Source organism: Nonomuraea sp. NPDC000554, assembly GCF_040300065.1.
Taxonomy (GTDB): Bacteria; Actinomycetota; Actinomycetes; order Streptosporangiales; family Streptosporangiaceae; genus Nonomuraea.
This window is the reverse complement of record NZ_JBEPDC010000009.1, coordinates 75,612-89,461: the sequence shown is the minus strand read 5'-3', so window position 1 is coordinate 89,461 and position 13,850 is coordinate 75,612. Positions and strand designations below refer to the sequence as shown.

The window sequence follows — 13,850 nt, the reverse complement described above, 5'->3', positions numbered from 1 at the left end:
TCGGCGCCTGCTCGCGCGGCGGATAGGACGGCGCGCCCCTGACCCTGTCGCGGGGGTGAGCCGTCGTGAGCGCCGCTGGCTGATCGTCTACGGGGTGGTGCTCGTCGGCGGCACGATCGCCTGCCTGACTGTTTTCGTGACGATCACCCTTCCGGTGACAGCAACCTTGGTAGTCCGTTCGGCTCGGGCTTTGACCTCCTCGCACAGCCTCGCCGCCTCGGTTGACGCGGCGGCGGTCCTGGCTCTTCTGGCCACGGTTCAACTGCTCTGACTGCGCGCCTGGTGGCGGCGCCACGGTCATCGCTTTCACTTTGGCCGCACGCCCAGAGCGACGCACCAGTCATGAGGTCATCCGGACCTTGGCCCGGACGCGACTGATGTGATCGACGATAAGTCCAACGACGAGGTCCGGCCGGTGCCTGTGGACCTGGTGCCCCGCACGCTCGGCGACGACGTGCACGGCGTTCGAGGACAGCCGCAACAGATCGACCTGCAGCGGATGCCAGACGGAGTAGAAACGCCGCCGTTCGGCTATGGCCGTCGCGTCCGTGCACAGGGGATCGTCACGACTGGAGGACACCACCGTGAGAGGTATCGCCCACAGGCTGGCTGCTCGGCGGCGGACCTGTACGGGGCTGATGGTGACTGCGGCCGCCATCTCGCGAAGCGCCGTGCGGCGTTGCCGAACGCTGAGGTCGAACGCGATCCTGGTGGAGACGAACTCTGACGGTAGGCGCCGGGCGTCGGCTTCGCGGCGAGCTCGGCTGCGAACAGCCGGACGATGTATCCCCCGGGCCGCCCAAGTCGCGGGCAGGCCTGCGCACGGTCGCCATCCCGGCAACCATCATCCCGGCGCTCCGCGACCACCTGGAGAGGTTCACCGGACCTGAGGAGGACGCGCTGATCTTCACGGGATCACGAGGCGGCGTCCTTCGTAGGAGCAACTTCCGGCGCGCGGCCAAGTGGGACGAGAACACGCGGAAGATCGGTTTCTCTGGCCTGCACTTCCACGATCTTCGGCACACGGGCAACACGATCGCGGCCAGTTCCGGCGCGAGCCTGAAAGATCTCATGCAGCGGATGGACACGACTCCGTACGCGCCGCGCTGATCTATCAGCACAGCACAGCGGAAGCAGACCGCAAGATCGCCGACGCGATGAACGCCATGATCAACGAGGACATCCCGGACGACGATGACGGACCCTCGGGGGTGCACGCCCGCGTGGGCCAATGGCACGCTAATGGTACGAAGCCCCGTTTCCAAGATCAGAAACGGGGCGTTTTCGCTGGTGGGCGGTACTGGTATCGAACCAGTGACCCCTCGCTTGTAAGGCGAGTGCTCTACCGCTGAGCTAACCGCCCCTGATCGGCACTACACCTTACGACACCAACGGCTCCGATCGCACATCCAGCGCCCAGCCCGGGCCCAGTTCGGGGCGGCCTGCTGCGCGCCAGCCCAGGAGGGAGGCGCCGAGCATGCCGGCGTCCACGCCGAGGGCCGCCGGGATCAGTGGCGGGGCGGAGCGGAAGGCGAGGCGTTTGACGAGCCGGGTGCGGACCGGGTCGAAGAGGGCGGGGCCCGCCTCCGCCAGCCCGCCACCCAGGACGATCATGGTGGGGTCCATGAGGAGGGTGTACGTGGCGAGCGCCAGGGAGAGGGCCTCCACGGCCTCGTCCCAGACCTCTATCGCCACGGGGTCGTCCGAGGAGACGACCTGTTCCGCGCGGACGTTCTCGACGCCCGCACGGAGGCTGTAGCGGCGGCCGACCGAGGCGGCGGACGCGTAGGTCTCCAGGCAGCCGAACTGGCCGCAGGCGCACTGCTCGCCGTCGGGGAAGACCGGGATGTGGCCGATCTCGCCGCCCCAGCCCGAGGCGCCGCCGTACGGCTCGCCAGCGACGATCATGGCTCCGGCGATGCCGGTGCCGATGGGGAGGAAGAGGAAGTCCTGGACGCCTCTGCCCGCGCCCATGACGCTCTCCGCCAGGCCGCCCGTGCGCACGTCGTGGCCGAGCATGACCGGGACGTCCAGGGACGTGAAGTCCGCCGCCGGGACGTCTCGCCAGCCGAGGTTCGTCGCGTAGACGGCCGTGTCGGCCGAGACCAGGCCGGGTACGGCGAGGCCCACGCCGGCCGGGACGCCTTCACCGGAGGCGGCGAGGTGGCTGATGAAGTCGCGGATGGCGGCGACGACCGCGTCCGGGCCCTCGGTGCGAGGGGTGGGACGGCGCTCGCTCAGCAGCACAGCGCCGGACTCGGTGACCAGGCCGCCCTTCATGGACGTCCCACCGACGTCGAGTGCGACGACGAACGAACTCATTGCGGACACGGAAGGAGACGATAGCGCAGCTCACCGAATGTCCGGAAAGATGAAGCTCCAGGATTCCTCGCCGCCCTGCCCGAAGGGCTCAGGCGCGTCCCAGTACCCGGTTGAGCGCCGCCTCCACCTCGGCGGACAGCCCCGGCGGGGCGCAGGGGGCGACGAACGCGTCGGCCCGCGCCTGGCGCACCGACCCGCAGGCCCGGCACTCCACCTCACCGAGGCGGCAGATCAGCGAGGTGGACGCGCAGGTAGCGCAGGTGTCGAGGTCGAGGTCGTGCAGCCGTTGACAGTCCGGGCAGATGAGCACCTGCGCCTCGTGACGGACCCCGCGCTTCCAGGGGCTCACGCCACGGACCGGGTCGGTCTGCCGGGCCCCGCAGCGGTAGCAGGGCATCGTTTCCTCCGATGTCAAGAAATGTCGGCGAGTGCCTTGATGTAGTCGGCGACGTCGCGCGCCTGGCCGATCGGATTGACCACCGACCACCGGATCACGCCCGCGCCGTCGATGACGAAGGTCCCCCGCTTCGCGAACCCCTTCGTCTCGTCGAACACACCGTACGCCCGCGCGACCTGTCCGTGTGGCCAGAAATCGGAGAGCAGCGGGAACGCGTAACCCTCCTGGTCCGCCCAGGCACGGTGAGTGAACAGGGAGTCGACGGACACGGTGAGGAGCTGCGCGTCGGCGTCGAATGCGCGCAGCGCCGACAGCTCGCCGTGGCAGACCCCGCTGAAGGCGAGCGGATAGAAGACCAGCACGACCTTCCTCCCCCGAAAGCCGGAAAGCTTCACCGGAGTGCCGTGCTGGTCCTGGAGTTCGAAGTCTGGAGCTAGGGCGCCGACCTCGGCAGAACGTTCGTTCACGCCTGTCATCCTGCCGCATGGCAGGCGCTCTGGCTCCCTAGCGTCGGCCCTTCGGCGAGACCAGCCTGGTTCCGGACCAGTCTGGGGCGGCGGAGATGCTGCTGGTCTGCGAAAGACCTGCGGTAGCGGCATCCTCCCCGATGTCGCTCGGCTCCACGTGGCCGTCGCGCCCGGCCTTGGGAGTCAGCAGCCAGATCTGGCCGCCTTCGGCGAGTGATCGCATGGCGTCACTGAGGACGTCGAAGAGGTCGCCGTCGCCGTCGCGCCACCACAGCAGCACCACATCGACGACGTCGTCGGTCTCCTCGTCCAGCAGCTCGTTGCCGGTCAGGTCCTCGATGGAGTCGCGAAGCTCGTCGTCGACGTCCTCGTCCCAACCGATCTCCTGCACCACCTGACCCGGCTTCAGGCCGAGTCGTTCGGCCAGGCCGCGCTCGCCCTGCGCCTGACCCGCGGTCGCGCTCACGTTTATCCCTCCTGCTTGAGTGGCCCCGCATATGCGGTTTATCGCTTCGGGACAGTCCACACGCTGTGACCCTCAGTCGTCAACGGTCGCCACGGGTGCGGCCGTAGTCGGCCAGAATCAATCCGACAAAAACGACAGGCGAACCTGACGTTGCGGGTTGTCGACATTCAGGTCGACCAGCGCGATCGACTGCCACGTGCCCAGCGCCAGCCTGCCGCCCAGAACCGGGACGGTCGCGTACGGCGGGATGAACGCGGGCATGACGTGCGACCTGCCGTGACCACGCGAGCCGTGCGCGTGACGCCACCTGTCGTCGGCGGGCAGCAGGTCGCGCAGCGCGGCGAGCGTGTCGTCGTCGCTACCTGACCCCAGCTCGATCAGCGCCACGCCCGCCGTCGCGTGCGGGACGAAGACGTGCAGCAGCCCGTCCTCCCCCTGAGCCCGCACGAATTCGGCGCATTCCGAGGTGATGTCGTGCACCGTCTCTCGTGAGCCCGTGGCCACGGAAATGATCTGAGATCTCACACACAGATTCTACTGAGGCACAACGACCGCATCAGGGCCGGGAAACACCAGCCCGGTGTGCCCGTCGTCGAACCGCACGATGTACGGAGGCCCGCCGTCCCTGCCGTGGACCTCGATGATCACTCCGCCCCGGTCCCTCTCCCCAACGGTATTCCCGTGCACAAGGAGCCGGTCGCCTACCGTCGCGTTCATACTCACCACATTGGTACGACCGGGGACGTACGAAAAGAGGCAACTTCCGCCCCTCATGCGGGGAGGGCGAATGATGACCCAAACGTTACGCGCCGCTCACGCGATGGCGCCGGGTCGCGGGTGCGGTCACAGCTTGCATGGACAGGAGTGACCCCATGGGGATGGCGAGGCCCTGGCAGCCCCATGGGAGGCACCTCTGAGGGGACGGTTAGACTCGCGCGGCACGTCTGCCGACATGGATGACAGTTCTCCCTCTTCACGGCACTGTGAGAAATTTCGTAGCTTTTCCCCGCTTGTTAAATTGGCGGCGAGATGTAACCTTTGGTGGAAATTCGTCCGACCATCGGTGGTCTAGGCCACCGGTAACGGCCCTGCCAGCAGGGACACCGTGGTTACCCGCCAGTAGAGATGCACTTTCTACCGCGAGCGACCAGGATGGAAGGCGACCCAGACCAGACATCAGTCATCCTCGGAAGGCGAGACCCAGTGGCTTCCGGACGCCAGCGTTTCTCGATCATCAGCGACGGCCTACCCAGCCAGCTGCCTGATGTCGACCCCAGTGAGACCAACGAGTGGCTCGAATCCCTCGACAACGTCGTCAAGACGGAGGGCCGCACCAGGGCCCGCTACCTGATGCTCCGCATGCTGGAACGGGCCCGCGAGCACCAGGTCGGCGTGCCGGGCCTGCGCAGCACCGACTACATCAACACGATCCCGCCGGAGCGGGAGCCCTGGTTCCCCGGCGACGAGCACGTCGAGCGGCGCATCCGGGCCTACATCCGGTGGAACGCGGCGATCATGGTGTCCCGCGCGAACGCCCGCACCAACGTGGGCGGCCACATCGCGACCTACGCCTCGGCCGCCTCGCTGTACGAGGTGGGCTTCAACCACTTCTTCCGCGGCAAGGACCACGGCGAGTCGGGCGACCAGGTCTTCTTCCAGGGTCACGCCGCCCCGGGCATCTACGCCCGCGCCTACCTTGAGGGGCGGCTCAACGAGGCCCAGCTCGACGCGTTCCGCCAGGAGCTGTCGCACGGCTTCCACGGCCTGCCCTCCTACCCGCACCCGCGGCTCATGCCCGACTTCTGGGAGTTCCCGACCGTCTCGATGGGGCTGGGCCCGATCGGCGCGATCTACCAGGCGCGGTTCAACCGCTACCTGCTCAACCGCCAGCTCAAGGACACCAGCCGCAGCCACGTCTGGGCCTTCCTCGGCGACGGCGAGATGGACGAGCCCGAGTCGCTCGGCGCGATCGGCCTGGCCGCCCGCGAAGAGCTCGACAACCTGACCTTCGTCATCAACTGCAACCTGCAGCGGCTCGACGGCCCGGTACGCGGCAACGGCAAGATCATTCAGGAGCTCGAGTCGTACTTCCGCGGCGCGGGCTGGAACGTGATCAAGGTCGTCTGGGGCCGCGACTGGGACCCGCTCCTCGCGGCCGACGTCGACGGCGTCCTGGTCAACCAGATGAACACCACCCCCGACGGGCAGTTCCAGACCTACTCGGTCGAGTCGGGCGGCTACATCCGCGACAACTTCTTCGGCGGCGACCCGCGCCTGCGCAAGATGGTCGAGCACCTGACCGACGACGACATCCGCAAGCTGTCGCGCGGCGGCCACGACTACCGCAAGGTCTACGCGGCGTTCAAGGCGGCCCGCGAGCACGTCGGCCAGCCGACGGTCATCCTGGCGCAGACCATCAAGGGCTGGACCCTCGGCAAGGACTTCGAGGCCCGCAACGCCACCCACCAGATGAAGAAGCTCACCAAGGCCGAGCTGAAGGAGTTCCGCGACCGGCTGTACCTGCCGATCCCCGACTCCGCGCTCGAAGGTGACCTGCCGCCGTACTTCCACCCGGGCGAGAACGACCCGGAGATCGAGTACATGAAGGAGCGGCGGGCGGCGCTGGGCGGCGTGCTGCCCAAGCGGGTCGTCCGCGCCAAGCCGGTCAAACTGCCCGGCGACGACGTCTACAAGACGTTCGGCAAGGGCTCCGGCAAGCAGCAGGTCGCCACCACGATGGCGTTCGTCCGCCTGCTGAAGGACCTCATGCGCGACAAGGAGATCGGCCACCGGTTCGTGCCGATCATCCCCGACGAGGCCCGCACGTTCGGCCTCGACGCGATGTTCCCCACGGCGAAGATCTACTCGCCGCACGGCCAGACCTACGAGGCCGTCGACAGGGAGCTGCTGCTGTCGTACAAGGAGTCCACCGAGGGCCAGATCCTGCACGAGGGCATCAGCGAGTCGGGCTCGATGGCCTCGGCGATCGCCGCGGGCACGTCGTACGCCACGCACGGCGAGCACATGATCCCGATCTACATCTTCTACTCGATGTTCGGCTGGCAGCGCACCGGCGACCAGATGTGGCAGATGGGCGACCAGATGGGCCGCGGCTTCCTGCTGGGCGCCACCGCGGGCCGCACCACGCTGAACGGCGAGGGCCTGCAGCACGAGGACGGCCACACGCCGCTCATCGCCTCGACGAACCCCGCCGCGGTCTCCTACGACCCGTCGTGGGCGTTCGAGGTGGCGCACATCGTCAAGGACGGCCTGCGCCGGATGTACGGCGAGCAGCCGGAAGACGTCTTCTACTACCTGACGGTCTACAACGAGCCCTACCTCCAGCCGGCCGAGCCGGCGGCCCTCGACGTCGAGGGCCTGCTCAAGGGCCTGTACAAGTTCGCCGACGGGCCGCAGACGCAGGGGCCGAAGGCCAACATCCTGTCGTCGGGCGTGGCCGGGCCGTGGGCGATGGAGGCGCAGCGGCTGCTGGCCGAGGAGTGGGACGTGTCGGCCGACGTGTGGTCGGCGACGTCCTGGTCCGAGCTGCGCCGCGAGGCCCTGGCGTGCGAGGAGCACAACCTGCTCAACCCCGACGCCGACCAGCGCGTGCCGTACGTGACGCAGGTCCTCTCCGGGGCGCAGGGGCCGTTCGTGGGCGTCAGCGACTACATGAAGGCCGTCCAGGACCAGATCGCGCAGTGGGTGCCGGGCGACTGGTCCTCGCTGGGCACCGACGGGTTCGGCCTGTCCGACACCCGCTCGGCGCTGCGCCGGCACTTCCACGTCGACGCCGCGTCGATCACGCTGGCCGTGCTGACCCAGCTCGTGAAGCGGGGCGAGCTCGACGGCGAGGTGCTGCGTGAGGCGATCGCCCGCTACCACCTGAAGAACGGTGTCACCGAGGCCGGTGGCGCGGAGAGCAACGACACCCAGTCGATGGGGGTCTGAGGCAGCAGATCGGCGCCCCCGCGAAATCTCCTTCGCGGGGGCGCCGCCGCGTCCGCGCGGTCGTACGGAAAGCGCCTGCGCGAGGCACGCGCGCCACCGTCCCCACTGGGTGACGGTCTCCCGTATTGTGGGCACTACTTCCCCCTGAAACACTTCGAGGGGGATGTTGTATGCGCCATGTCCTTGCCGCCGTCACCGTGATCGCGGCAGCTGTCTCCGCCTGCGCCAGCGCACCGGCCGTGCCCGACGCCGACCCGGAAGGCGCCGTCACCGTCAAGCCGGTCGCCTGGGGCCCCTGCACGGATATCAAGCGTCCCCAGGGCGCGACGCCCGCTCAGGAAGACACCACGGTCAGGTGCGGCAAGGTGACCGTCCCTCTCGACTACTCCAAGCCGAACGGCGACACGATCGACCTGGCGCTCATCAAGCTCTCCGCCACCCACCCGAACAAGCGGATCGGGTCGCTGGTGTTCAACTTCGGCGGGCCTGGCGCGTCCGGCGTCGACACCCTCGACCAGGCGGCCAAGGCGTTCGGCGTGCTGCGCACCCGCTACGACCTGATCAGCTTCGACCCGCGCGGAGTCCAGCGCAGCGCGGGCGTGCGCTGCGGCACCGACGCGGAGATGGAGACGTACGCGGCGCTCAACACCCTGCCCATCAACGCGGAGACCCGCGCGAAGGGCAAGGCGGCCAACCAGCAGTTCGCGCAGCACTGCGAGCGTGACGCGGGCAAGGTCCTGCCGTACGTCGGCACGGCCAACGCGGCCCGCGACATGGACCGCATCCGCGCGGCGGTCGGCGACCCCAAACTCAACTACTTCGGCATGTCGTACGGGACGCAGCTCGGCGCGGTCTACGCCACCGAGTACCCCGAGAACGTCGGCCGGATGGTGCTCGACGCGCCGCTCGACCCGACGGTCGACTTCGAGCAGCGCGCGCTCGCCCAGACGAGAGGCTTCCAGCAGGCCTATGAGAGCTTCCTGAGGTGGTGCGTCAAGGAGGGCTGCGCCCTCGGCGCCAATGCGAAGGCGGCCGACGACAACATCGAGAAGCTGTTGCACCAGCTCGCCGCCAAGTCGCTGCCGGTCAACGGCCGCCAGCTCACCCAGGGGCTGGCCTCCACGGCGATCGCCGCGGCGCTGTACTCCGACCTGACCTGGCCGTTCCTGGAGACCGCCCTCGCGCACGCGGTGAACGGCAAGGGCGGAGGGCTGATGTACCTGGCCGACACCTACACCGGCCGCAACCCGGACGGCACGTACTCCACGCAGCTCTCCAGCTTCCCGGCGATCACCTGCGTGGACAGCACCGAGCGGCCGGACGAGGCGCTGCTGCGGCGCACCGAGGCCACCGCGCTGAAGATCTCGCCGATGTTCGGCAGCGAGGGCCCGGGCGGGCTCTGCCGGTTCTGGCCGGCCGGGGGCAGCGACCAGGCCCGGCACGTGGACGCGACGGGGTCGAAGCCGATCGTGGTCGTCGGCGGCAAGGGCGACCCGGCCACGCCGTACCAGTGGGCGCCCAGGCTGACCGCGCAGCTCAAGACCGCCACGCTGGTGACGTACGAGGGCGAGGGGCACGGCGCGTACACCTCCGGGAACAAGTGCGTGACCGGCGTGGTGAACGCCTACCTGCTCAACGGGAAGGTGCCCGTGAAGGGCACCACCTGCGCCGCCGCCTGATCTAGTGTCGGTCGGATGACGGACTACTGCGAGCTGGTCGAGGCGGAGGCCGCGCGCCTCGTCGAACTGGTCACCGGCGCCGACCCCACGACGCCGGTGCCCACCTGCCCCGGCTGGACGTTCGCCGACCTGGTCACCCACGTCGGCACGACGCACCGGTGGGTGCTGCACATCCTGACCACCAGGACGCGTGAGCGCATCTGGTCGCGGGACGTGCCCAACGGCCTGGAGCCCGGCCAGAGCGGCGATCCGGCCTGGCTCGCGGCCGGCGCCGCGGACCTCCTGGCCGCGTTCCGCGCCACCGAGCCCGACACGCCGCTGTGGAGCTGGGGCAAGGACCAGCACGCCGGATACTGGGCCCGCCGGATGCTCTTCGAGCTGGTGATCCACCGGGCCGACGCCGAACTGGCGCTCGGCCTGGAGCCGGTGATCCCGCAGGCGACGGCGCTCGACGGCATCGAGGAGTTCCTCGACAACCTCCCGTACGCGGGCTGGGTCACCAAACGCCTGGCGGAGCTGGGCGCGGAGGGGGCCACGATCCACCTCCACGCCACCGACTCGCCAGGCGAGTGGACGATCACCCAGGGCCCCGCGGGCAGGATCGCCTGGGAGCCGGGCCACGCCAAGGGCGACGCGGCCGTCCGAGGCCCGGTCGGCGACCTGCTGCTCCTGCTGTACGGCAGGCGCAGCCCCGACACGCTCGCCGTCTTCGGCGACCGCGCCTGGCTGGACCGCTGGCTGGCCAAGGCCAACTTCTGAGCCCTGGACGCGCCGCCACTCGGCGGTCGGCGGCGTGCCCAGGGCCAGGGCGGCCACTCGCCGGGAGCGGCCCGTGCGCGGAACCGGGTCGGCGGGGAAGGTGCCTGACCGGCCTGCGACGATCATCATCTGCTGTTCAAGATCCCGATCGCAGGCGAAGGCGATGCCGCCCGCCGCTCTCACACTTCTCGAACAAAGAAACGATCTAACGGGTGAGCGACAACCCTATGTCGGTGTTTTCGACCGACTAGTCGAGCAGCGTGCCGTGGACGACCATCTCCGGCACCTCAGTGGCGAACCCTTCGAGCGGACGGTCGGGGCAGCGCTCGGCGGTGACGGTGGCCGAGGCGATGCGGTCGAGGCGGAAGACGCGGACGTCGTCGCGGAGGCGGCACCAGGCCACCAGATACCAGAAGCCCCCGCGCCCGCCCAGGAACACGCCCGGCTCGACGTCGCGCGAGGTCAGCGCGCCCTTGGCGTCGGCGTAGTCGAGCCTGAGCACGCGGCGGCGCAGCAGCGCCTCCTCGATCGTGCGCGAGATGCCCTCAGCGCCGAGCGGGTTGATGCGGGCGTGGTCAGGCGGCAGGCTGACCAGCTGGACGCGGCGGGCCAGCTCTCTGGCCAGCTCGCCCTCCGGCCCCGGCATGGCGGCGACGACCTTGCGTAACGCGCTGCGCGCCTGCCTGCCGAAGGGCTGGTCGCCGGCCTGGCTGAGTGCCACGGCGATCGCGACGGCTTCCGCGGGGGTGAAGTTGAGCGGCGGCAGCGACATCTTCTTGTCGATGGCGTAACCGCCCTTGCGCCCCGGCTCGGCGTAGATCGGCACCCCCGACTCCTGCAGCGCGGCGAGGTCGCGCTCGATCGTGCGCACGCTCACCTCGAACCGCTTGGCGAGCTCGCGGGCGGAACGACAGCGTGGGGAGATCGCGCGCAGGTCCTCGACGAGCGCGTAGAGCCGGTCGGTACGGTTCACAAGCGCGACGCTACGCGCCGGCACCGACAATCACCGGCCAGGGACGGCCCGGGGAAAGCCTTCCCTCACCCCGCGGCCACAGGCGTCTCACGCAACGGCCACCAGGCCGGATCGACGCCCTCGGCGTCTCACGTCCCCGCCGGGTCTTCGCCCGTCCAGGCCAGGAGGTCGGCGAGCGGCCAGGTGTTGACGATCCGGTCGGCCTCGATGCCGCACCGGGCGGCCCGCTCGCAGCCGAAACGCTGCCAGTCGAGCTGCCCGGGCGCGTGCGCGTCGGAGTCGATCGAGAACAGGCAGCCGCTCTCGTACGCCTGGCGCATCAGCCGCTTGGGCGGGTCGAGCCTGTCGGGCCTGGAGTTGATCTCGACGGCCACGCCGAACCGGCGGCACGCCTCGAACACCAGCTCGGCGTCGAACTCCGACTCGGGCCTGCGCCCGCCCCGCGCGGTGCCGGCCCGGACGATCCGCCCGGTGCAGTGGCCGAGGACGTCCACGTGCGGGTTGGCGATGGCGGTCACCATCCGGCGGGTCATCTCGTAGCGGTTCATGCGCAGCTTGGAGTGGACGCTCGCCACGACCACGTCGAGCCGTTCCAGCAGCTCGGGCTCCTGGTCGAGGGTGCCGTCGAGGTTGACGTCCACCTCGATGCCGGTCAGGATCCTGAACGGCGCGAGCCGCTCGTTCAGCCTGGCCACCTCGTCGAGCTGCCTCTTCAGCTTGGCGGCCGACAGGCCGCGGGCGACGGTCAGCCGGGGCGAGTGGTCGGTCAGCGCCAGGTACTCGTGGCCGAGCCCCCTGGCGGCCTCGGCCATCTCCTCGATCGGCGAGCCGCCGTCGGACCAGTCGGAGTGGCTGTGCAGGTCGCCCTTGAGCGCCGCCCGCAGCGCGGCGGTCTCCTCGTCCAGGTCGGCGCCCTCGGTGGCGCGCAGCCTGCGCAGGTACGTCGGGACCTGCCCGTCGAGCGCCTCGGTGATCGCCAGCGCGGTGACCTTGCCGATGCCGGGCAGCTGCCCCAGACCGCCCGAGCGGGCGAGCCGGGCGAGCTCGTCATCCGGCAGGTCGGCGACGACGGCGGCGGCGCGCCGGAAGGCTTGCACGCGGTACGTCGGCTCCGCCGCCCGTTCCAGGAGGAAGGCGATCTCGCGCAACGCCTCGACAGGGGTCATGTGGCAATTCCTACCCTAGTCATCGGCAACACCGTGTATGGAGATGGAAGGACGGGACCGCTAGGCTGATCGGCCAATGAAGGCAGGAGCTTATGGGGCAAACGTCGCCAACGGTGCCACCCTCACCACCGCGGTCGAAATCGTCCAAGGTGATCACGCTGACCATCGTCGGCCTCGTGTCGGTCATGCTGACCGGATGCGCCGCGGACGACGATGACGTCACGGCCGACTGCGTCGACACCACCACCCAGCTGCCCGACGGCACCTACGAGGTCGTGGACGACTCCTTCTGCGAAGATGACGCCTCCTACGCGTACGGCGATGACGACGACGGTGGCGGCGGCAACCACTACTTCTACAACGGCTCCCGCGGCGCCTACCACTGGTACTACGGCGGCACGAGGCACGGCAACCGTGTCCGCTCCGGCACCACCTACCGCCCGTCGGACGTGAACATCAGCAGCCGCAACGGGCGCAGCATCCAGCGCGGCGGCTTCGGCAGCCACTGGGGCGGCGGGGGCTGACCGGTGCGGCGCGAGCACGGCACTCCCAGGGACGGCTGGGAGACGATCATCGAAAGCCAGGGCCTGCCGTACCACCGCACGGCCCACCCTGAGGGACTGACCCGCCCCTACTGGGACGAGTCCACCCACTACGTCTTCACGCTGGACGAGGTGGAGGACCTGGAGACCCAGGTCGAGGAGCTGCACGGGATGTGCCTTGAGGCGGTCGAGCACGTCGTCTCGGCCGGCCGCTTCGCCGACTTCGCCATCCCCGAGTGGGCGGCCGAGGAGGTGGCGCGCTCCTGGCAGCGGCGCGACCCCTACCTGTACGCCCGCTTCGACCTGCGCTACAACGGCACGGGCCCGGCCAAGCTGCTGGAGTACAACGCCGACACGCCGACCTCGCTGGTGGAGTCATCGGTGGTGCAGTGGTTCTGGCTGAAGGACGTCCACCCCGGCGACGACCAGTGGAACTCCGTCCACGAGCGGCTCATCGACCGCTGGCGCGAGCTGGCGCTGCCCCCGGGCCCGACCCACTTCGCCTGGACGAACATGGACGAGACCGGCGAGGAGGCGATGACCCTGGCCTACCTCCAGGAGACCGCCGAGCAGGCCGGACGCCACACGGTCGCCATCGCCATGGAGGACATCGGCTGGGACGCGCTGAACCGCCGCTTCGTCGACATGGAGGAGCGGATGATCCGCTCGGCGTTCAAGCTCTACCCGTGGGAGTGGATGCTGGCCGACGCGTTCGGCCGCCACGCGGTGCGGCACTCCACCTGGATCGAGCCGCTGTGGAAGGCGCTGCTGTCGAACAAGGCGCTGCTGGCGATCCTGTGGGAGCTGTTCCCCGGCCACCCCAACCTGCTGCCCGCCTACCTCGACGGCCCTCGCGAGCTGACCTCGTACATCTCCAAGCCGCTGCTCGGCAGGGAGGGCGCGTCCATGCGGATCGTGACCCCGTCGGGCACGAGCGAGACCCCCGGCTCCTACGGCCAGGAGGGCCACGTCTTCCAGGCCTTCGACGCCCTGCCCGAGTTCGACGGTCAGCGTCCGGTGCTCGGCGCCTGGGTGGTCGGCGACGAGGCCGCCGGCCTGGGTATCAGGGAGACGACCGGCCTGATCACCGATGACACCTCGTCCTTCGTCCCCCACCGAATCGAGTGA

The 13,850-nt window shown here is 69.5% G+C and carries 15 protein-coding genes and 1 tRNA gene; 7 read left to right on the top strand and 9 right to left on the bottom strand.

Annotation, left to right across the window (positions count from 1 at the left end; translation table 11 throughout):
* The first annotated feature begins 55 nt into the window (after positions 1-55).
* Together ABT294_RS18960 and ABT294_RS18955 are read left to right on the top strand one after the other, a co-directional pair.
* Entirely contained in the window at positions 56-271 is a 216-nt protein-coding gene (locus ABT294_RS18960) for a hypothetical protein (protein ID WP_350807207.1), read from the top strand.
* Between the two features lie 108 nt (positions 272-379).
* A complete protein-coding gene (locus ABT294_RS18955; protein WP_350807204.1) occupies positions 380-727 on the top strand; it encodes a hypothetical protein in 348 nt (115 codons plus the stop codon).
* A 561-nt stretch (positions 728-1,288) separates the two neighbouring features.
* Here the strand turns inward: ABT294_RS18955 and ABT294_RS18950 are convergent.
* From ABT294_RS18950 to ABT294_RS18920, 7 genes are all read right to left on the bottom strand, one after another.
* A tRNA-Val gene (locus ABT294_RS18950) sits at positions 1,289-1,363 on the bottom strand.
* A 17-nt stretch (positions 1,364-1,380) separates the two neighbouring features.
* Positions 1,381-2,322 (bottom strand): ROK family protein, encoded by a 942-nt coding sequence (locus tag ABT294_RS18945; protein WP_350807470.1) that lies wholly within the window; start codon positions 2,320-2,322, stop codon positions 1,381-1,383.
* A gap of 88 nt (positions 2,323-2,410) precedes the next feature.
* Entirely contained in the window at positions 2,411-2,719 is a 309-nt protein-coding gene (locus ABT294_RS18940; protein ID WP_350807203.1) for a hypothetical protein, read from the bottom strand.
* A 14-nt stretch (positions 2,720-2,733) separates the two neighbouring features.
* The gene (locus ABT294_RS18935; protein ID WP_502912074.1) at positions 2,734-3,195 is read right to left on the bottom strand and encodes a peroxiredoxin; all 462 of its coding nucleotides are present in this window, start codon (positions 3,193-3,195) and stop codon (positions 2,734-2,736) included.
* Positions 3,196-3,223: 28 nt separating this feature from the next.
* Positions 3,224-3,652, bottom strand: a complete 429-nt coding sequence (locus tag ABT294_RS18930) for a DUF3052 domain-containing protein (protein ID WP_350807198.1) — start codon at positions 3,650-3,652, stop codon at positions 3,224-3,226.
* A 117-nt stretch (positions 3,653-3,769) separates the two neighbouring features.
* On the bottom strand, positions 3,770-4,177 hold the full coding sequence (locus ABT294_RS18925; RefSeq protein WP_350807196.1) for a secondary thiamine-phosphate synthase enzyme YjbQ: 408 nt from the start codon (positions 4,175-4,177) through the stop codon (positions 3,770-3,772).
* Between the two features lie 9 nt (positions 4,178-4,186).
* On the bottom strand, positions 4,187-4,369 hold the full coding sequence (locus ABT294_RS18920; protein ID WP_350807194.1) for a DUF1918 domain-containing protein: 183 nt from the start codon (positions 4,367-4,369) through the stop codon (positions 4,187-4,189).
* A 486-nt stretch (positions 4,370-4,855) separates the two neighbouring features.
* Between ABT294_RS18920 and aceE the strand changes: the two genes are divergently transcribed.
* The 3 genes from aceE to ABT294_RS18905 all read left to right on the top strand — a co-directional run bounded on the left by aceE (position 4,856) and on the right by ABT294_RS18905 (position 10,041).
* Positions 4,856-7,603 (top strand): pyruvate dehydrogenase (acetyl-transferring), homodimeric type, encoded by a 2,748-nt coding sequence (gene aceE, locus ABT294_RS18915; RefSeq protein ID WP_350807193.1) that lies wholly within the window; start codon positions 4,856-4,858, stop codon positions 7,601-7,603.
* Positions 7,604-7,773: 170 nt separating this feature from the next.
* Positions 7,774-9,282 carry an alpha/beta hydrolase gene (locus ABT294_RS18910; RefSeq protein WP_350807192.1) on the top strand — a complete coding sequence of 503 codons (1,509 nt, stop codon included), beginning with the start codon at positions 7,774-7,776 and terminating at the stop codon, positions 9,280-9,282.
* 15 nt (positions 9,283-9,297) lie between these two features.
* Positions 9,298-10,041: a maleylpyruvate isomerase family mycothiol-dependent enzyme gene (locus ABT294_RS18905; protein ID WP_350807191.1), complete on the top strand. Its 744-nt coding sequence runs from the start codon at positions 9,298-9,300 to the stop codon at positions 10,039-10,041.
* 247 nt (positions 10,042-10,288) lie between these two features.
* Here ABT294_RS18905 and ABT294_RS18900 read toward each other — a convergent pair whose 3' ends face one another.
* Both ABT294_RS18900 and ABT294_RS18895 read right to left on the bottom strand, forming a co-directional pair.
* Positions 10,289-11,014: a helix-turn-helix transcriptional regulator gene (locus ABT294_RS18900; RefSeq protein WP_350807190.1), complete on the bottom strand. Its 726-nt coding sequence runs from the start codon at positions 11,012-11,014 to the stop codon at positions 10,289-10,291.
* A 128-nt stretch (positions 11,015-11,142) separates the two neighbouring features.
* Positions 11,143-12,180 (bottom strand): PHP domain-containing protein, encoded by a 1,038-nt coding sequence (locus tag ABT294_RS18895; protein ID WP_350807189.1) that lies wholly within the window; start codon positions 12,178-12,180, stop codon positions 11,143-11,145.
* 149 nt (positions 12,181-12,329) lie between these two features.
* On the opposite strand from ABT294_RS18895, the gene ABT294_RS18890 reads away from it, so the two are divergent.
* Together ABT294_RS18890 and ABT294_RS18885 are read left to right on the top strand one after the other, a co-directional pair.
* Positions 12,330-12,704 carry a hypothetical protein gene (locus ABT294_RS18890; protein ID WP_350807188.1) on the top strand — a complete coding sequence of 125 codons (375 nt, stop codon included), beginning with the start codon at positions 12,330-12,332 and terminating at the stop codon, positions 12,702-12,704.
* Between the two features lie 3 nt (positions 12,705-12,707).
* Complete coding sequence (locus ABT294_RS18885; RefSeq protein WP_350807186.1) at positions 12,708-13,850, top strand: glutathionylspermidine synthase family protein; 1,143 nt, start codon at positions 12,708-12,710, stop codon at positions 13,848-13,850.

Bases quoted from the DNA above. Each gene is read 5' to 3' on its own strand.
- ABT294_RS18920 (WP_350807194.1), bottom strand. From the start codon at position 4,369: ATGAACGCGACGGTAGGCGACCGGCTCCTTGTGCACGGGAATACCGTT.
- ABT294_RS18945 (WP_350807470.1), bottom strand. From the start codon at position 2,322: ATGAGTTCGTTCGTCGTCGCACTCGACGTCGGTGGGACGTCCATGAAG.
- ABT294_RS18895 (WP_350807189.1), bottom strand. From the start codon at position 12,180: ATGACCCCTGTCGAGGCGTTGCGCGAGATCGCCTTCCTCCTGGAACGG.
- ABT294_RS18935 (WP_502912074.1), bottom strand. From the start codon at position 3,195: ATGACAGGCGTGAACGAACGTTCTGCCGAGGTCGGCGCCCTAGCTCCA.
- ABT294_RS18940 (WP_350807203.1), bottom strand. From the start codon at position 2,719: ATGCCCTGCTACCGCTGCGGGGCCCGGCAGACCGACCCGGTCCGTGGC.
- ABT294_RS18905 (WP_350807191.1), top strand. From the start codon at position 9,298: ATGACGGACTACTGCGAGCTGGTCGAGGCGGAGGCCGCGCGCCTCGTC.
- ABT294_RS18910 (WP_350807192.1), top strand. From the start codon at position 7,774: ATGCGCCATGTCCTTGCCGCCGTCACCGTGATCGCGGCAGCTGTCTCC.